At 33.6% G+C, this 19,423-nt stretch carries 17 protein-coding genes; 4 read left to right on the top strand and 13 right to left on the bottom strand.

Going from position 1 to position 19,423, the window contains the following annotated elements; translation table 11 throughout:
- Positions 1 to 26: 26 nt before the first annotated feature.
- Positions 27 to 1,091 (bottom strand): chorismate synthase, encoded by a 1,065-nt coding sequence (aroC, locus tag Q0770_RS10665; RefSeq protein WP_299116758.1) that lies wholly within the window; start codon positions 1,089 to 1,091, stop codon positions 27 to 29.
- 184 nt (positions 1,092 to 1,275) lie between these two features.
- Between aroC and Q0770_RS10660 the strand changes: the two genes are divergently transcribed.
- Positions 1,276 to 2,118 (top strand): UDP-2,3-diacylglucosamine diphosphatase, encoded by an 843-nt coding sequence (locus Q0770_RS10660; RefSeq protein ID WP_299116756.1) that lies wholly within the window; start codon positions 1,276 to 1,278, stop codon positions 2,116 to 2,118.
- An 11-nt stretch (positions 2,119 to 2,129) separates the two neighbouring features.
- Here the strand turns inward: Q0770_RS10660 and Q0770_RS10655 are convergent, their stop codons facing one another.
- Entirely contained in the window at positions 2,130 to 3,521 is a 1,392-nt protein-coding gene (locus tag Q0770_RS10655) for an FAD-binding oxidoreductase (protein WP_299116754.1), read from the bottom strand.
- Between the two features lie 121 nt (positions 3,522 to 3,642).
- Here Q0770_RS10655 and Q0770_RS10650 point away from each other — a divergent pair, with 121 nt between their 5' ends.
- Complete coding sequence (locus Q0770_RS10650) at positions 3,643 to 4,119, top strand: hypothetical protein (RefSeq protein ID WP_188374349.1); 477 nt, start codon at positions 3,643 to 3,645, stop codon at positions 4,117 to 4,119.
- A 48-nt stretch (positions 4,120 to 4,167) separates the two neighbouring features.
- Here the strand turns inward: Q0770_RS10650 and bshA are convergent, their stop codons facing one another.
- The 11 genes from bshA to Q0770_RS10595 all read right to left on the bottom strand — a co-directional run bounded on the left by bshA (position 4,168) and on the right by Q0770_RS10595 (position 16,038).
- Positions 4,168 to 5,304: an N-acetyl-alpha-D-glucosaminyl L-malate synthase BshA gene (bshA, locus tag Q0770_RS10645; RefSeq protein WP_299116751.1), complete on the bottom strand. Its 1,137-nt coding sequence runs from the start codon at positions 5,302 to 5,304 to the stop codon at positions 4,168 to 4,170.
- Positions 5,305 to 5,391: 87 nt separating this feature from the next.
- Complete coding sequence (locus tag Q0770_RS10640; RefSeq protein ID WP_299116749.1) at positions 5,392 to 8,352, bottom strand: glycoside hydrolase family 3 N-terminal domain-containing protein; 2,961 nt, start codon at positions 8,350 to 8,352, stop codon at positions 5,392 to 5,394.
- Between the two features lie 115 nt (positions 8,353 to 8,467).
- A complete protein-coding gene (serB, locus tag Q0770_RS10635) occupies positions 8,468 to 9,691 on the bottom strand; it encodes a phosphoserine phosphatase SerB (RefSeq protein ID WP_299116747.1) in 1,224 nt (407 codons plus the stop codon).
- A gap of 115 nt (positions 9,692 to 9,806) precedes the next feature.
- The gene (locus Q0770_RS10630; protein WP_299116745.1) at positions 9,807 to 10,289 is read right to left on the bottom strand and encodes an ABC transporter ATPase; all 483 of its coding nucleotides are present in this window, start codon (positions 10,287 to 10,289) and stop codon (positions 9,807 to 9,809) included.
- Positions 10,289 to 10,927, bottom strand: coding sequence for a hypothetical protein (locus Q0770_RS10625; RefSeq protein WP_299116743.1), 639 nt, complete (start codon positions 10,925 to 10,927; stop codon positions 10,289 to 10,291). Before Q0770_RS10625 ends, Q0770_RS10630 begins: the two co-directional genes overlap by 1 nt.
- Positions 10,920 to 11,111 (bottom strand): hypothetical protein, encoded by a 192-nt coding sequence (locus Q0770_RS10620; protein ID WP_299116741.1) that lies wholly within the window; start codon positions 11,109 to 11,111, stop codon positions 10,920 to 10,922. Before Q0770_RS10620 ends, Q0770_RS10625 begins: the two co-directional genes overlap by 8 nt.
- A gap of 2 nt (positions 11,112 to 11,113) precedes the next feature.
- Positions 11,114 to 11,902 (bottom strand): (Fe-S)-binding protein, encoded by a 789-nt coding sequence (locus Q0770_RS10615; RefSeq protein WP_299116739.1) that lies wholly within the window; start codon positions 11,900 to 11,902, stop codon positions 11,114 to 11,116.
- Positions 11,903 to 11,916: 14 nt separating this feature from the next.
- A complete protein-coding gene (locus Q0770_RS10610) occupies positions 11,917 to 12,570 on the bottom strand; it encodes an outer membrane protein (protein WP_299116737.1) in 654 nt (217 codons plus the stop codon).
- Between the two features lie 16 nt (positions 12,571 to 12,586).
- Positions 12,587 to 13,891 (bottom strand): (Fe-S)-binding protein, encoded by a 1,305-nt coding sequence (locus Q0770_RS10605; protein WP_299116735.1) that lies wholly within the window; start codon positions 13,889 to 13,891, stop codon positions 12,587 to 12,589.
- A gap of 8 nt (positions 13,892 to 13,899) precedes the next feature.
- Entirely contained in the window at positions 13,900 to 14,847 is a 948-nt protein-coding gene (locus Q0770_RS10600) for an MlaD family protein (RefSeq protein ID WP_299116733.1), read from the bottom strand.
- Between the two features lie 60 nt (positions 14,848 to 14,907).
- A complete protein-coding gene (locus Q0770_RS10595) occupies positions 14,908 to 16,038 on the bottom strand; it encodes an N-acetylmuramoyl-L-alanine amidase (RefSeq protein ID WP_299116732.1) in 1,131 nt (376 codons plus the stop codon).
- A gap of 113 nt (positions 16,039 to 16,151) precedes the next feature.
- Between Q0770_RS10595 and Q0770_RS10590 the strand changes: the two genes are divergently transcribed.
- Together Q0770_RS10590 and Q0770_RS10585 are read left to right on the top strand one after the other, a co-directional pair.
- Positions 16,152 to 18,959 carry a putative LPS assembly protein LptD gene (locus tag Q0770_RS10590; protein WP_299116730.1) on the top strand — a complete coding sequence of 936 codons (2,808 nt, stop codon included), beginning with the start codon at positions 16,152 to 16,154 and terminating at the stop codon, positions 18,957 to 18,959.
- 55 nt (positions 18,960 to 19,014) lie between these two features.
- Complete coding sequence (locus Q0770_RS10585; RefSeq protein WP_299116728.1) at positions 19,015 to 19,395, top strand: Rid family detoxifying hydrolase; 381 nt, start codon at positions 19,015 to 19,017, stop codon at positions 19,393 to 19,395.
- The last annotated feature ends 28 nt before the right edge of the window (positions 19,396 to 19,423 follow it).

Genomic DNA, 19,423 nt, shown 5'->3' with positions numbered 1-19,423 from the left:
AAATGCCTGCTCTTATTGAGGAATTATTATAACCTGCTAATTCTGTTTAGCAATATATAATCAGCCAAAACCAATGCAGCCATAGCTTCAACAATAGGTACAGCTCTCGGAACTACACATGGATCGTGACGACCTTTACCTTGCATTTCGACTGTTTCGCCTTTGCTATTAATTGTTTCTTGTTTTTGTAATGTAGTTGCAACGGGTTTGAATGCGACTCGAAAGTAAATATCCATTCCATTACTAATACCTCCTTGCACACCTCCTGATAAGTTGGTTTGTGTGCTTCCATCTTCATTAAATTTATCATTGTGTTCGCTACCTTGCATTTTAGCACCACAAAAACCGCTACCGTATTCAAAACCTTTAACCGCATTTATGGATAACATAGCCTTACCAAGCTCTGCATGTAACTTATCAAAAACAGGTTCTCCTAATCCAGCAGGTACATTTTGAATCACACAAGTAATAGTTCCTCCAATGGTATCACCTTGTTTTTTTATTTCCTGAACTTTAGCTATCATCTTTTCTGCAGAGGTTTCATCAGGGCAACGAATAATATTAGATTCAATTTTATTGAAATCTAAATCTTGATAGGGTTTATCTATAAATATATCTCCAACCGAAGATGTAAATGCATTAATATTTATTTGAGACAGAAACTGTTTTGCAATAGCGCCAGCAACTACTCTACTAGCTGTTTCACGAGCTGAACTTCGTCCTCCGCCTCGATAATCGCGTACACCATACTTTTTATCATAAGTGTAATCTGCATGACTTGGGCGATATACATCTTTTATATGCGAATAGTCTTTTGACTTTTGATTTGTGTTTTTAATTACAAAACCAATTGGTGTTCCTGTAGTTTGTCCTTCGAAAATACCAGAATAGAATTCTACTGTATCAGGCTCCTTACGTTGAGTTACAATTTTTGATTGTCCAGGTTTACGGCGATTCATTTCATTTTGAATAGCTTCAAAATCTAATTTTATTCCTGCAGGGCAACCATCAATGATGCCGCCAATTGCTGGACCATGAGACTCACCAAAAGTGGTAAGTTTAAATAACTTTCCGAAGGAATTTCCTGCCATCAATATTTATTTTATGCTAATGTAATTGTAATCTCACAGAAACAAAAACCCATTTTATATTTTATAAAAGCTTTATTATTTGATTTACATAACACTTTGATAACAATTCCCTTAATAACAGTTAATTATCCATTAACTATTAAGTCATATCAATACAAGTTATTTGCACTATTAATTTAGAGGTTTGAACTTAAAGCGAAAGTTAGATATTGTTGTTATTTCGGATGTGCATCTTGGTACTTACGGCTGTAATGCTAAAAAATTGCTAAACTACTTAAATAGTATTGACCCTAAGCATTTGGTGCTTAATGGCGATATTATTGATATATGGCAGTTTAATAAACGGTATTTTCCTAAAGCTCATTTAAAGGTAATTAAGAAAATTATGAGTTTTTCTGCTAACGGCACAAAAGTGAGTTATGTAACAGGTAATCATGATGAAATGCTTCGCAAGTTTACTGATACCGAAATTGGAAATATCTCTATTGTTAACAAATTGTTACTTAACCTAGACGGGAAAAAAGCATGGATTTTTCATGGCGATGTTTTTGATGTCTCAATCCAAAAAGCAAAATGGATTGCTAAACTTGGTGGCTGGGGTTATGATTTACTTATTGTTTTAAACCGTTGGATAAATTGGTATTTACAAAAACGCGGTAAAGAGCGCTATTCATTTTCACAGAAAATTAAGAATAATGTAAAAAGTGCAGTGAAATATATTGGTGATTTTGAAAAAACTGCGTCAGATTTGGCAATACAAAATGGCTATGACTATGTTATCTGCGGGCATATTCACCAACCAACAATTGAAGTAAAATCTAATTCAAAAGGTTCAACTACTTATTTAAATTCTGGTGACTGGGTTGAAAATTTTACTGCATTAGAATACCGATTAAAACGCTGGAAATTATACAACTACACCAATGATAAGTTGATTCCTTTTATTCCTGATGAAGAATTAAAGGATATGGACACAAAAGACTTAATTGCAGCAATTACAATTGTTGAGCAACCTAAAGATGATTAAGCAAAATATGGTTAGTTTATATCCAAAACTTTGCCACGATTTAAAATACTTTTAGGATCAAGTGTTTTTTTAAGTTGCTGCATTACAAATATTTCCTCTTGAGTTCTGCAAAGATTTAAATATTCTTTTTTATGTAATCCAATGCCATGCTCTGCTGAAACAGAACCACCTAAATCTAATAAGGGTTCATATACTACTGTATTTATGGCCATACGCAATTCGTCACTATTGTTCTGTTTCCCAATAATGAAGTGAATATTACCATCACCCACATGACCAAATGGAAAAATATGAGTTACACCTTTAATTCTGGAAAGTTTTTTAACGATTTTAGAAATAGTTTCTCCTATTGAGTTAATAGGCAAGCTTATATCAAAATGCTGGTCGTAATCACAAACTGTAACTAAAGCATCTACGTTTTCGCGTATATGCCAAAACCAATTAAGCTCCTTATCAGTATAAGCCAATACTGCATCTTCAATAATACTATGGTTTAATGCTTCTTCTAATAGACTTTCTAAGCGTGCCTGATCTTGCTCAAGATGACTCCCAAGTCCTTCAATTAAAACATAATAGTTGTAATCATATGGTAATGGTGATCGCTCAACCGATTGGTCTTGTGTTAAGGTTATAAAGGTATCTTTCCAGATTAATTCATAACTGCTTAATGTCCCAGCCAACCCTTGATCTACATAACGCATAAAAGAGACAACATCATTAAAGTCATTAATCCCAACAAATGCAGAAACACGGCTTTTAGGGGATTCAACTAACTTTAAAACTGCCTTGGTAACAATACCTAACGTACCTTCCGAACCAATAAATAAATGCTTTAAATCATACGCAGAATTATCTTTTATAATCTTTTTTAACGAAGATAGAATTGTACCATCTGCTAATACGACTTCAAGACCTAAAACTAAATTTCTAGTCATACCATATCTAATTACCTGAAGACCGCCAGCATTTGTAGATATAGCTCCTCCAATTTGTGCAGAACCTTTTGCTCCAAAATTTAAAGGAAATAAAAGCCCGATATTTGCTGCTGCTTGCTGAACACTCTCTAGAATTGCTCCAGCTTCAACGGTAATTGTTCTACTTTGTAAATCAGGAGTTTCGATAGCATTCATTCGTTCCATGGAAATGACAACTTCATCCCCTGCAGTTTCTGTGCTACCTACCAAGTTTGTAAGACCACCAAAAACAATTATTGCAGTTCCAGTTTCATTGCAAATTTTCATTATTTCTGAAATCTGATGTGTCGTCTCTGGTAACAGCATAGCTTGAGCATTAAGCGGTACATCCATAGCCCAAATATGATGATACCTAGAAGATAAGCTATCACCAATTAATACTTGGCTAGGTTTTAGAATATTTAAAAACGAATCTATTAATGGCTTCATTCTACTTAATTCAAAAATTATAAAAAGGTCAAATAGTGCTTTTTGTGCATAAATCAAATATATAAATAGTTTTGGCGTTATTTTTGCAGAATAAAAGGAAATCATTAAAAAACGATACATTATGAAAAAATTTGTTTTCTCGGCATTTGCAATAATTGGGTGCCTATTATTTACAAACGCGCAAAGCATTTCTGACAACGCCATTGGATTACGTCTTGGCGATAGTGATGGTCTTGGTGCTGAAATTTCTTATCAACGTGCATTGGGTGATAATAATCGATTAGAACTAGACTTGGGCTGGAGAACTGGTGATGACTTTGACGGTTTTAAACTCGCAGGAATTTACCAATGGGTATGGAACATAGACGGCGGTTTTAACTGGTATGCAGGTGCTGGTGGTGGCGTAGGATCTTATGATTTTGATGCACCAATTAACGATAGCGAAACTTTTTTCTTTATTGCTGGGGACGTTGGTATTGAATATGATTTTGATATACCACTTTTAATATCCTTAGATTTTAGACCTGAAATTAGTTTTGGGGATTTCAATGACGATACAAACTTTGATATTGCATTAGGTATTAGATATCAATTTTAAGCACCTATAAAGTCTATAAAAAAAGCCATCCTTGATAGATGGCTTTTTTTATTTTACTAAATACTCAGACAATGTTTTCTCATATATCGCTTCATATTTTGGCACAATAGCGTGCAAATCGAAGTTTAGAGATTGAGCTTTAGCATTAGCTTTAAATACAAGTAATGTTTCTTTATTTCGAAGTATTTTAAGAGCATTTCTAGTCATTTCCTCTACATTTCCAACATCACTTAAATACCCTGAGTAACCATCTTTATTTACTTCAGAAAGCCCACCAGAATTAGAAGATACAACAGGAACGCTTGATGCCATTGCTTCAAGCGCAGCAAGTCCAAAACTCTCGGTCTGCGAGGGCAACAGAAATAAATCACTAAAACATAAGATTCTATCTATTTCATTACTGTTTCCAAAGAAAACAACCTTGTCACTAATACCTAAATGCTTCACTAAGTTTTCTGCAGGTTCTCTTTCTGGTCCTTCACCAACCATCATTAATTTTGCTGGAATCTCTTTTTGAACGTTATAAAATACCTTTATTACATCTGGTATGTTTTTTACTTCTCTGAAATTACTTATGTGTGTAATTATTAGCTCGTCATCTGTTGCCATCATACTACGCTGGCAGTCTGTAAAATTTGGTTGATGCTTCTCTATATCAATGAAGTTTGGTACTACTTCAATTTCATTTTTTATATCAAACAAACGCAGTGTATCTTGTTTTAAACTTTCTGATACTGAAGTAACAGCATCAGATTTATTAATACTAAAAGTTACTGCAGGCTTATAAAAAGGGTGACTACCAACCAAGGTGATATCTGTACCATGTAAAGTTGTAACTATTGGTACATAAACACCATCATCTTTTAGCATTTGTTGTGCCATATAAGCGGCATAAGCATGTGGAATCGCATAATGCACATGCAGTAATTCTATACCATGCAATTTCACCATATCTACTAACTTACTTGATAAAGCTAATTCATAGGGTTGGTAATGAAACAATGGATATTCCGGGACGTGCACCTCATGAAAATGTACATTTTTGCTTAACAATTCTAAGCGTACCGGTTGCTTATAGGTAATAAAATGTATTTCATGTCCACGTTTAGATAATTCTAAGCCTAATTCGGTGGCAACCACACCACTACCACCAAAGGTAGGATAGCAAACAATTCCAATTTTCATATTGTGTTGATTATATTAAGCTAAATTAAAAGATTTGAAATAGTAAAGCTTGAAGTTTGTTAGTTTTAACGAATAATTAAAACTCTATTAATCTATGATGGCTTCGTATATATAACGTTGAATTTCTGTTCTAATATTCTCGCGCAATAATCTGTTTTTACCAGCTTTTGGATAAGTTCTATTAGCTAAAAAGACATATACAATTTCTTCTTCTGGGTCAGCCCAAGCATAAGTTCCGGTAAAACCAGAATGTCCAAAACTTGTCATTGAAATACAACCACATGTTGGTCCAACATCACCAAGCTGTGGTTTATCGAAGCCTATACCTCGCCTATTATCTCTATGGCAATAATGGCATTTAGTAAATTGTGCTAGAGTCTCAGTCTTAAAATATCTCTTTCCGCCATAAAAGCCATTCTGTAAATACATTTGCATCAACTTTGCGACATCATTTGCATTACTAAAAACACCTGCGTGACCACCAACTCCATTTTGCATAGCTGCACCCATATCATGAACATAACCGTGTACTTTTTGATACCTAAAATAATCATCTACTTCTGTTGGTACTATGTCTTTTAAACTGAATTTATCTCTTGGTTTGTAAGTCGCATAATTAGCGCCTAAAGATTGGTATATATGGTCTTGAATCAGCTCGTCCAAACCTTTATCGTGATATTTTTCTATATACTTTTTTAATATATAATAAGGTAAATCACTATATCTGTAACGCAGCGTAGATAGCAAATCTGTTTCTTTAATAATATCATGTATAGAATCTTTATAATCTTTACGCATAAATAAATTATCTGTCACTTCTACATTGTATGCTCCAATTCTTGAATTTCTATACCATTTTTTTAGAGGTTTTTTAGTAATCGTATCTAGTGTTTTTGCATAAAAGGGCACCCAAGGTTTTAAACGTGCATAATGAGACAGCATCTGCTTTATAGTAATATCTTCTTTATTAGTGCCTTTATATTCTGGAAGCAATTTTGAAATTTTTGTGTTTAGCGACAGCACATTATTCTCTTGAAGCTCCATGATTAAAGGTAATGTCGACATAATCTTTGTCAAAGATGCTACATCATATACATCATCAAAGTCTACCTTGTTCTTTTTACTGTATGTATGATACCCAAAGTTTTTATTATAAATCACCTTTCCTTTTCTAGCTACTAAAAGCTGAATGCCTGGTGTCATTTTTTCATTAACTGCATAATTTGCTATAGAATCTAATTTAAAATTCAATAGTTTAGAATCTACTCCTACAGATTCTGGCAGTCCGTACGACAGATTATTAAGTGCATTGTATCTTTCTCCTTGTCCGTATTGAAAATATTGTCCAGCAGAAACAGGTAATTTCCCTTTGGCGCCAATAGCTCCAAATAATAATTGTGCAGATTTTTGCTGTGATATGGTACTATTTTGATAACTCATCACAACAGCTTCAATGTTTTCAATAGTACTAAAATCCATCAAAGCATAAGGTCTTGCAAATACATCGAGAACAACCGTATTTGTTCTTGCAATCTCATAAAGCCAAGTTAATGCTTTAGTAGAAAACTTATAAGATTTCCATGGGTTTGCATTCGATTTATGAAAACCAATAACAACAGTATTATAGTTTTTAAGTTTCTCTAACAAATCGTTCAAACTTTCTGCTGAGACTTTATGAACTTTAGTGTATTTTTTTAATTCATTATAAAAATCAGAACCCTTATCATCACCCAATGACACATAAGCAATCTTCTTAGTCTCTAAATTGCGTAAAGGTAAAATGCTATTCTTATTTTTTAAGACCGTAACCGCTTCTTCAAAGAGTTTTCCATATAAAACATCATCTTCAACTCTATTTATATCTCCATGAACACCATGATATGGTAAAGGTTTATAATCCTGAAGCCCAACCTTATATTTAGCCATTAGTATCTTCTTTACGGAATGCGCCAAGCGCTCTTCAGAAATATTACCTTTTTCAAATGCCTTAAAAATCTTTTCAATACCCTTAGGTACATTTTCGGACATTAGCATTACATCATTACCTGCTTTAAAGGCCATAAGGTCTATTTCACCTCGTGTATCCATTTTCTTAGTAGCCACACCGTCAATTACAGGTTCTACAAAGTCTGCTGCACCTTTCATTGTTAATGCATCCGTAAAAATCAAGCCTTTAAACCCTAATTCATTTTTTAGCAAATCTGTTACTACATATTTAGATAAAGATGTAGGTAAGCCGTTTTGAATCCCTAATTCTGGAATATTCAAATGCGCTACCATAACACTAGACAGTCCTTCTTTAATGAGCTTTCTATAGGGATATAGTTCTACAGAATCAATTCGTTTTTTAGTAAAACTAACTGTCGGCAAAGTTTTATGAGAATCTGCATCTGTATCTCCATGACCAGGAAAATGTTTTGCATTAGCTAAAACACCAGCTGATTGCATACCTTTCATAAAAGCTAAAGCTTTATTAGTTACATTATCTTTATCTTCTCCAAAAGAGCGATTTCCAATAATTGGGTTTTTTGGATTGGTATTAATATCTACTACTGGTGCAAAATTAAAATGGACGCCGACTCGCTTACAGTGCTCACCTATTTGATAACCTGTTTGCTCAACTAATTTATTATCAGAAACTGCACCTAAGGTCATATTCCAAGGAAATGCATACGTAGAATCTAAACGCATATTCAAACCCCATTCTGCGTCCATACCAATTAAAAGCGGAATTTTAGATTCTGACTGTAAATTGTTATTCATTTTTACTTGACGTGTTGGACCTCCTTTTGAATAAATAACACCACCAATGCCATATTGTTTTACCATTGCTGCAATCTCATTTTCGTGCTTAAATCCTTTATTAGAAAACGCTTGGACCATAAACAATTGCCCAATACGCTCTTTAACAGTCATAGAATCATAGACACTGTCAACCCACTTCTGTTGAGCTTCAATATCTTCTGTTAGTAAAGGATTTGGTGTGTTCTCTTGTGAAAAACTAAGAGAAAAAAAGAATAAAAATATGATGAGGGCAATACGCTTCATGAATTTGTTTTTATAGTATTTAATCTATAACGAATACTATGCCAAATTAGCATAAAAACAAACAAGTAAAAAGACTTTAAGATAGATTTATAAAGACATATATTAACAGTTAAAACTAATCTAACAAGTCTATATGACGGTCATGATAGCCTAAAAGATATAGCACGCCGTCTAAGCCAATACTTGAGATTGAACTCTGCGCATTGTCTTTGACCTTTGGTTTTGCGTGAAATGCAATACCTAAACCTGCCAGATTAAGCATTTGCAAATCGTTGGCTCCATCACCAACAGCAATAGTCTGGCTAATATCTATACCTTCTTTATCAGCAAGTAGTTGCAAATACTCTGCTTTTTTATTTCCGTCCACAATATCACCAATGTAGCTACCTGTGAGGAATCCGTCTTTAATTTCTAGCTCGTTAGCATAAACGTAATCGATGTCCAATTTTTCTTTAAGATAATTACCAAAATAAGTAAACCCTCCCGAAAGTATAGCCGTTTTAAAACCATAACTATGCAATGTATCTACTAATCGTCGAGCACCTTTAGTAATAGGTAAGTTTACAGCGACTTGTTGTAGCACATCTTCTGAGAGTCCTTTGAGAAGTTTCATGCGTCTTTTAAAGCTTTCATTAAAATCTATCTCGCCTTGCATAGCAGACTCAGTTATAGCTCTTACTTCGGTGCCTACTCCAGCTAACTCAGCTAGCTCATCAATAACTTCTGTCTGAATTAGAGTTGAATCCATATCAAAGCATACCAAGCGTCTATTACGCCTAAAGATATTATCCTCTTGAAATGCAATATCTACATCCAAATCATGCGAAATTTGCATAAATTTTTCAGTCAACTCTGTTTTGTTATCTATTCGCCCACGAATGGACAATTGAATAGATGCTCTAGGATATTCTTCTGTTCTCACAAGCGATAATCTACCTGTTAGACGCTTAATTGAATCAATATTCAACCCTTTTCCTGATATCACATTAGTGACTTCAGAAATCTGTTCTGCTGCTAATTTTTCACCTAGAATAGTGACGATGTAGCGATCCTTTCCTTGTAAATTAACCCAATGCTCGTAATCGTCTAAAGAAATGGGTTTAAACTTTGCAGTAATTCCTAACTCGTATGCTTTGAATAATAAATCTTTTTGCACCGCAGAAGATTTAGGGCCAGATTCTATCTCGAACATCATACCTAAAGACAATGTATCGTGAATATTGGCTTGACCAATGTCTAATATTTTTGCACCGTATTGTGCTAAAACACTAGTCAAACCTGAAGTTAATCCAGGTTTGTCTTGACCTGAAATATTTAATAAAAAAATATCTTTTGCCACTAAATGCAGATTGATTATTTGAGAAGTGTAAATATGCTTAATCTCGATAAATAATAAAAGGAAAATGAATTGTGAATTTTATAAAAATTACGAGATATGACTGAGAAATCTTTAATTATAGAAATCTACTATGCCAACTCTCACTTGCGGGAACTTCCCAATTTTCTTTGAATTCTGCAATATTAGTCACCAAGTTATTAAATACAATGGTCTTTTTTGATACCGCTTTTTGCTTAGCCATTTTCTTGAAGTCAATCAAGGATTTATGCGCTATATATTCACCTTGTTTGTAGGATACGTTCATTTTATCCATTAAATCAACGTTATAAGCCTTTTCTAATTCTTGAATAAAATGTACTGAAGCATCTATAGAACAACCTGTTGCGGTATTTAAACTCTGATTTAGAGCAATAACAATAAAACGTTTATATACAATTTTAAAGCCTGCTTGTAAATCTTGTCCATGAGCAGTCCAAGCTTCAATGAAAACATTTAACTTCTCCTCTATTTCAGATATTTCTGTTTCAGAAAATGAACGATTGGCTTGGTATATCCAAACACGTGATTCTACGGGAAGTGTATCGAAATCTACTAGCATTATTGTTTATTGATAGATTTTAAAACTTTCTTTTTCACGTATCGTTTTTCGCTTAAATCGTAGATATCTAATTCTTGATATTCTACATAAAATTGCTTTCCAAAATTAGATTTCTTTAATTGATTAGCACCATCAAATTCGTTGATAATGACAAAGGTATGTGACTTGTCAAAATCATCAGTCATTGTTATAGAAGATACAATATTATTTTCCATTGATACCAATGTAACATCTAAGCTCAATACATTACCTCTCGTATAGGATAGTTGTGAAGAATCATCTGCATAATCCTCTATGTATTCACCTAGCTCTTCTTCATTAAAAAGCGCCATAAAATCTTCGCCACAAGTACCTACCATTAAAACACCAACCTCTTCTCCTAAAGCTTCAAAATCTACTTGAGGATTCTTCTTAAAATAACTACTCTCTTTTTTTCTAACACCGTAACTTTTAATAAGACATACACCAAGTGCTAACTCTTTCTCTTTCATAGTCTTTTTTGCCTTTACATCACTAGTTGCAATACACTTGCATGTATCGTCAGCTATGAGTTGTAAAATTTCATCTTTAGTTTTGTCTTGTGCGCTTCCGATAAAAATTGAAGATGTAAAAAAGACGAAAAATAATAGTCTATTCATTTGTTTTTTTGTTTTGATAATAATAGCGAAGCGCACCTGTTCCCGCAAAGAACAAGAACCAAAGTGGTATCCACTTATAATTAATTAATCCGTTTTTAAAATAACTAATTACCAAAAGAATAACAGTAAATAATACACCATTTCTTAAGGCAATCTTAAGCATTTGTTTTTCCGCAGCATTCATAACTAGTCTTGGTCGTTTGCAATAAGTTCCGCAACATCCAAAACAATGATACTATCTTCTTTTTCTTTAGCTTTAATACCATCAGTCATCATCGTATTGCAGTACGGGCAACCAGTAGCAATAATATCTGGTGTGGTTTCAAGAGCTTGTTCAGTTCTTAGCACATTGACATCTTTATCACCTTTTTCTGGCTCCTTAAACATCTGTGCACCTCCAGCCCCACAACATAATGCTGTACGCTTATGTTTTTTCATTTCAACCAAGGTAGCATTAGTGTTTTGAAGCACGTTTCTAGGTGCATCAAATTCGTTATTAGCTCGCCCTAAATAACAAGGGTCATGAAAAGTAATGCGCTTGCCTTTGTAGGTGTCTCCTTTTACAGATAATCTTCCAGCATCTATCAACTCCTTGATGTATTGGGTATGATGAATAACATCGTAAATACCTCCAAGTTCTGGATACTCGTTCTTAATGCAATTAAAAGAGTGTGGGTCACAAGTAACTATACGCTTTATTTCATAAGCATTAAGCACCTCGATATTCATCATGGCTTGCATCTGAAATAAGAATTCATTTCCTGCACGTTTAGCAACATCACCAGTATTACTTTCTTCTGCACCTAACACAGCAAAATCTACGTTTGCATTGTTTAATAGCTTTACAAAAGCTTTAGTAATCTTTTTTGCTCTATCATCATAACTACCTGCAGAACCTACCCAAAATAAAATTTCTGGTTGCTTGCCTTCTGCCATATATTCTGCCATTGTTGGCACTTTTAGTTGCTCTTTCATTGCTTGTGTTTCTTTTAAAGAAAGATATTGAATCCTGCTAAAAATCCTATTGTATTGTTTTTAAACTTTATGTCTGATGTGTCAGGTTTTGTAGTTGTACTACTATACCCAATTCCAATATCTAAAGCCACATTTTGACTAATAAAAATTGCTATTCCACCATTTAAACTGTATTGAAATATATCTGATTTAGTATCTATAGGCTGAAAAACTAATGGGTCATTTGGATTTGCAATTATAGTATCAGAATTATTTTTAGATTTTGAAGAACCAAAACCAATATTTCCTTGAATAAATGGTCTAATGTTAGTATTTCCGAAATAATATCTTAAAAAAGGAGACACTACGAAAGTTGTATTTCTTACATTAAAACCTATATCATCATCTTTTCTTCTAGAAAATGTAACTGGTAATTCTAAACCAATAACTAAATTATTAGCAACAAAGTAGCCAGCTCCAACTCCTAATGTAATACTTAGAGTATTTAGACCATCTAGTTCCTGTCCATTAGATTCGACTTTTGAATTCGTTGAATTAAAAAAAAGATTAGAACCCCCACCAACTAACCAACTTCCTTTAGATGTTGCGGTAGAACTATTGAAATCATTGTCTTGAGAAGACAAGGCCAAGCTCATTAGTAATAATGTTATTGAGAAAAAGTATTTCATATTTCTAATTATAGGTTTATTCGTTAACCCAGTTTAAACGGTCTTGTTGGTTATAAGGCCATGGTGCACCGTTGTTTTCTATATTGGTCATCATATTATTTAATTCCATTGGCGCTGCACTTTCCTCCATAACCAAATAGCGACGCATTTCCATAATAATAGATAATGGGTCAATACTTACAGGACAAGCTTCAACACAGGCATTACATGTTGTACACGCCCATAATTCTTCTTTTGTAATGTAATCGCCTAATAACTGTTTACCGTCATCTTTAAATTCGCCATTATTAGCATCGATATTTTTACCAACTTCAGCCAAACGGTCGCGTGTATCCATCATAATCTTACGAGGTGATAACTTTTTACCTGTTTGATTTGCTGGACATTCGCTCGTACAACGCCCACATTCCGTACAAGTATAAGCATTAAGCAACTGAATACGGTTTAAATCCATAACATCACTAGCACCAAATTTTGCAGGTTCGTCTGCATTATCATCTTCTGCAGGAGCAGCAAACGGGTCCGCATTTGGATCCATCATTAGCTTCACCTCATTAGTTACTGCTTCAAGATTATTGAACTGTCCTTTTGGTGTTAATTTTCCGTAGTATGTATTTGGAAACGCTAGTAAAATGTGCAAATGCTTTGAAAAGTACAGATAGTTTAAGAAAATCAAGATACCAATAATATGCAACCACCAAGCAGTGCGTTCAATAAGATGAAGTGTATCTGGATTGTCTCCGAATAATGGCGAAATATATTGTGAAACTACATTTCCTGCATTCATGCTTTGAAATGAAGTATCTGTAGCATTCATCACTAGGAATAAGCACATTAAAACGACTTCAAAATATAGAATAATATTACCGTCGTTCTTTGGCCAACCTTTTAAGCTTTTAAAACGCTTAATATTAGTGATGTTTCGTCTTAACCAAAATACAATAACAGCAACTAAAACAAGTACAGCTAAGATTTCGAAACTTCCAATCAGAAAACCATAAACAGATTCTGGAAGCACTTTTAGACCTATACGATGTGTTCCGAAAAGACCATCAATTATAATTTCTAAAACTTCGATATTTATAATCACAAAACCAACATATACAATAATGTGTAGAAAACCAGCAACAGGCCTCACCACCATTTTGCTTTGTCCTAAAGCTATACGTGCCATGTTTTTCCAACGTTGACCTTTATTGTCACTTGTATGCACATCATGACCAAGTTTTATGTTTCGGATAAGTTTTTTAATGTTTCTGGCAAAATAACCTACGCCAGCAATTAGGATTACTGCAAAAATTATATTTGGTAAATAGTCCATGAAATGATTTAGTTCTTTTGTTTTTGTTCTTCAGTAGGCGCTTCGTATGGAATCTCTTTTTTAGACAATATGCGTCTATAACGTGCAGGATGTAACTTTATATCTAATAATAATAATTCCATTTCTTTAGAAGCTGCCTCAAGATTATTATACAACTTGTCATCTTTAAGAAGCTTACCTAAGGAACCTTCTCCTTTTTCAAAACTTGCTAAAAGAGTATTTATATTTAATAATGTCTTGTCAAAATCAGCAATAGTTTTAGATAACTCAGCCTTTTTCAAATCTTCTGATAAGATGGAAAGGTTAGCACTTGCAGTTTTAAAGCTTTCTAGAGTAGCAGCAATCTTTTCATCATTCCTTTTAACTACACCTTGAATAGAATACGATAAGTTTTTAAATGATTTCAGAGTTGAATTAAGTTCTTTGATTGTCGCTTTTAGCCCAGCGTCAGATTCGTCTGCTACTAATCCATTAAGACTTACCATGAGTGTATCTGCAGAGCGTAATGTTTTATCTAGATTAGTACTTAAACCTGAAAAATTATCTTTTAATGAAGAAATTAAACCTGGTTGGATTTCAGATTGAATAAAATCTCCTTTTTTTGCTTTTGTCCCTTCGTTAGAATCTATTACAGCTAAGGCATTACCACCCATAATTCCAGTTTCGTACAAACGAATTTTAGAACTTTTAGAAAACTCTAATCTTGGGTCTACAGAAAATTCAACTCTAGTTTTTCCTGTTTGAAAATCATATTTAATATTCTCTACTTTACCAACAATATTACCCATAATGGTAACTGGAGATGACATTGTCAATGCATTATATTCAAACTCCGTGTAGAATTCTACTTCATCTGAAAACAGGTCTTGGCCTTTAAGGTAATTAAAAAGATATATGAAAAGAAGCACTCCAGAAATAACGAGTACGGCAGTTTTAACTTCTCTAGAAATTTTCAATGTTTTTGATCTTTGGTTAATAACAAAATTAGGAATAAAATAGTTAAGAAGGGTTCTATTTTATCGTCTTTTAAGCGCCTCTTCTACTGGAATCCTCTTTCCGTTTTTGTATGCTACTATAAAACAGGACGTATAGCCTTTGGATTTAGCAGTTTCTTCAAGAAATTTTGCCTGATTATAATCTGAAGTTGCGCCATAATAATACTTATAAAGATTATTTAGACTTTCACGACTTATATCAGATAGGCCTTTAAAATTATAAGGTTTTGTCTCTAGTTTTCTTGAACTCGCCGCAATCTGCACTTTAAAAGTAACATCTTCAATAACGCGTGTTGTTTGTCTTTCTACTTCTGCAGTGTCAGTTTCTATTATGGTTTCATCTGTATCCACAAAAATACTTTCGCCAATATTTTGGTCTAGTTCATTTTTATAATCAATAATGGCTTCTTTAATAGCTTTTGCCATTTTAGATTGGCCTGCTTTTGTATTTAAAAAAGCGCCTTCTCTTTTATTGGTCAAAAATCCTAATTCAACCAATACACTAGGCATGTATGTATTTCTAATAACCAATAGACTTTTTTGTTTTAAGCCTCTACTCTTACGTTTTACTTTATTTTTAAATGCATCTTCAATCTTACGAGCCAAAAGAATACTTTGCTCTACATAAACTTCTTGCTCAATCCCAATGGCTATAGTTGACTCCGGAGAACTTGGGTCAAAACCTGCATAGTTCTTTTCGTAGTCTTCCTCTAAAAAAATCACTTCGTTTTCACGCTTTGCAAACTCAAAATTTCTACCTGTATTTTTTTCTCCTAAAACCCATGTTTCTGTTCCGTAAGGTTTAGGATTAGCCACTGAATTACAATGAATAGACACAAACAAATCCGCGTCAGCTTTATTAGCAATATCAGCACGTTTCCACAAATCAATAAACGTATCAGTCTTTCGAGTATAGATTACTTTTACATTTTTTAATTTTTCTAACTCTTTACCTAACTCTAACATTACCTTTAGAGAGATATCCTTTTCTTTATAACCATTACCAATATTACCATGATCTTTACCACCATGACCTGCATCTAATACCACTATAAACCTATTATCTGGAGCTTGAGCAAAACTAAAAGATGTTAAAGATGTGATAAATGCTGTAAGCACTAATACTAATATGTAATTCTTATTCGTTTTCATGTAAATTTTAAAACGGCAATTAATCTATGTTTATTACCTTATTTTATTTAGCTCGACTATATTTGAAACTTTAATTGTAATATTAAATCAATCACAAAAAAATATATGTAATTTTGGGGTTTCAAAAACCGAGCCATTCTTTTACAAAAATACCATTTAAAGGTTTGCGTACAAATAGCCTAAAGATACTTTTTGCCCTTAGTTTTACAGTGTTTATTAACACTTTTGGCTATACTCAGGATATTCCAAACAAACCTAAGCCAGAAATCCCTGCTGTAAAACCTAAGCCAATACAAAAAGACAGTACGACTATTTCTGTAGATTCTTTAATAAAACCTAAACCAAACCTAAAGGTTGTGGATTCTATAAAGAGCGATTCTATTAAAAAACCAAAAGAATTTTTAGAAGATAAAGTGACTTATAGTGCAGATGGTCGTGTTACTCTCAATAACAAAGAACAAAAAATATATCTATACGATAAAGCAGTTGTAAAGTATCAAGATATGGAGATTACTGCTGGGGTTATTGTTATAGATAACAACACCAACCTAATCTATGCAGGTCGTTTAAAGGATTCAACAGGTTACTCACAGCAGCCTGTTTTTACACAAGCGCAAAACAAAGTTGAGCCTGACTCTATCATTTTTAATAAAGAAAATAAAAAGGCCATCATTTTTAATTCTAGAACTGAAGATTCTGGAATGAACATTTTTGCGCCACTAACAAAGCGAGAAAATGATTCTACGCTTTTCATGAAAGATGCACGTTTTACTACAGCAGAAGACCTTGATGATCCTGAATATCAGTTTATATCAGACAAAATTAAACTAGTACCAGGAAAGAAAATCGTAGTTGGCCCTACCTATATGGAAATCTATGGTGTACCTACACCTATCGCCTTACCTTTTGCATACTTTCCGCTGAGTAAAGAACAAAAATCGGGTATCATCTTCCCTACTTTTGGTGAAGACACAGGTAGTGATCGTGGTTATTTTATACAAAATGGCGGGTATTATTTTGCTATTAGTGATTATTTAGACTTGGCAGTTCTTGGTGATTATTACACCAATGGAAGTTATGGTTTACGTATAGAAAGTAATTATGCCGAGCGTTATCGTTTTAATGGAAATCTAGCGTTTAGGTATGAAAATTTATTGACCAGCGAGCGAGGTTTTCCTGATTTTACGCAGAATACTATCTATAACTTAAGATGGTCTCATACACAAGACACAAAAGCAAACCCAAATTCTAGATTCTCGGCCTCAGTCAATTTAGGTAGTAGTCAGTTTTTTAGACAATCTGTTAACCAAAATAACATTGTTAACTCACAAAATAACACGCTAGCATCTTCAGTCTCATTTTCCAAAACATTTCCTGGAGAACCACAGGTTAATGTTAATGCAACTGCAACACATTCTCAGAACACGCAAACTGAGCAAATAAACCTCACCTTACCTACTTTACAGGTTTCTGTTGGTAGAGTGTTTCCTTTTGCTCCAAAAAGTGGTGCCAAAAAAGGAATTATTCAAAACATCAATTTTCAATACAATTCTAGAGCAGAATATCGTATTACGACCACAGATTCTTTATTTGGCAAAAGTGAAATGTTTGATGATGCTTTAGCTGGTATGCAACATACAATCCCACTAACAACAAACTTTAAGCTATTTGATTATTTTAGTGTCAGTGCAAGTACAACATTTCAAGAAAATTGGACTTTAAACACCATAAGACGTAGCTTTGATGAAAACACACAATCAATTATAACTACTGATATCAATGGCTTTGACAGCTTTAGAACTTATAATTTTAGTGCTAATATTGGAACAACCTTATATGGTATGTTTCCGTTTAATAAAAAGAATAAAGACGCAAAAATACAAGCCATTAGGCATGTTATGCGACCATCAATAAGTTATACCGTTCAACCCGCTTTTGATCAATATTTTGAAGAGTTTGAAACCTTTGAAACAGTTGATGCAGATGGCAATACTATTAGAGAAGTAGAAGAATTTACCAGATTCCAAGGCTCCATTTTTGGTGCACCAAATAATCGATACTCTAGTTCAATAGGCTTAGATATTGGTAATAATTTTGAAGCAAAAATCCGTTCTAAAGATTCTACAGAAACAGAACCAAAGAAGATTACGTTAATCAATAACTTAAATTTTAGCACGCGCTATGATTTAGCTGCAGATTCTTTAAACTTAGCACCATTACGTATTAACGGTGGGCTAAAATTTTTAAAGGATAAAATGTCTGTGAATTTTTCAGCGACTTTAGACCCATACGCATTAGACAATAACAACAATAAAATCAATACCTTCAATATTGATAATGGTGGTAGTCTGTTTCGTTTAACGGCTGCTAACATGAATATGAGCTACTCGCTCAACAACGATTCTTTCAGTGGAAAACCAGAGTCTGAAAAGGATAGACGCGAACGTGATGAATCTGTGCGAGCTAATGGTCGTACCGATGACTTATTTGGACGTACCGAAGATTTCACAGACCGCATTTACACTGAAGAAGATAAAGAGCGCCAAAAAGAAAAAGAAGCCAATCTTACAGATTACAACTATAAAATTCCATGGAATTTACGACTTGCCTATGCCGTGAATTATAATAATACAAGACGTCAAGACCAAATTGCATCACACTCATTAATGTTTTCTGGTGATATAGAGTTATCACCTAAATGGACTGTTGGTGCATCATCCGGTTATGATTTTTTAAACAAAGGCTTTACGTTTACGCAATTCCGTTTTGAACGCGATTTATTGAGTTGGCGTATGAATTTTTCTTGGGTACCATTTAGTAATTTATCATCTTGGAATTTCTTTATCGGTATTAAGTCTAACTTCTTAAAAGACTTAAAATACGAGCAACGTCGTCAGCCAGATCAGCGTTTAGGTAACTAATAAGAGTCGGTTTTATTACTTATTTTTGAAGTACAAAACCTTAAACTTCATAATCTTGAAAAAAATAATAAACACCTCAAAAGCACCCGCACCTATTGGTCCATATAACCAAGCCGTTTTATCAGGAAATACATTATATACCTCAGGGCAAATAGCATTAGACCCTGATACTATGGAATTGGTTTTAGATGATATTAAAACCGAAACTAAGCAAGTTATGGAAAACATGAAGGCGGTTTTAGCTGCTGCTGATATGACTTTTGAAAATGTGATTAAAACCTCGATTTTTATTAGCGATATGCATAACTTCTCACAGATTAATGAGGTTTATGCCACCTATTTTAATGAAGCGACAGCACCTGCTCGCGAAACGGTTGAAGTCGCTAACTTACCAAAGTTTGTTAATGTGGAAATTAGTATGGTAGCTGTGAAATAATCTCGAGTTATACGTGTAGTTGTAAATA

The organism is uncultured Winogradskyella sp. (assembly GCF_947501905.1).
Lineage (GTDB): Bacteria > Bacteroidota > Bacteroidia > Flavobacteriales > Flavobacteriaceae > Winogradskyella.
The sequence above is the reverse complement of the archived record's forward strand: the minus strand, read 5'-3'. Positions and strand labels throughout refer to the sequence as shown.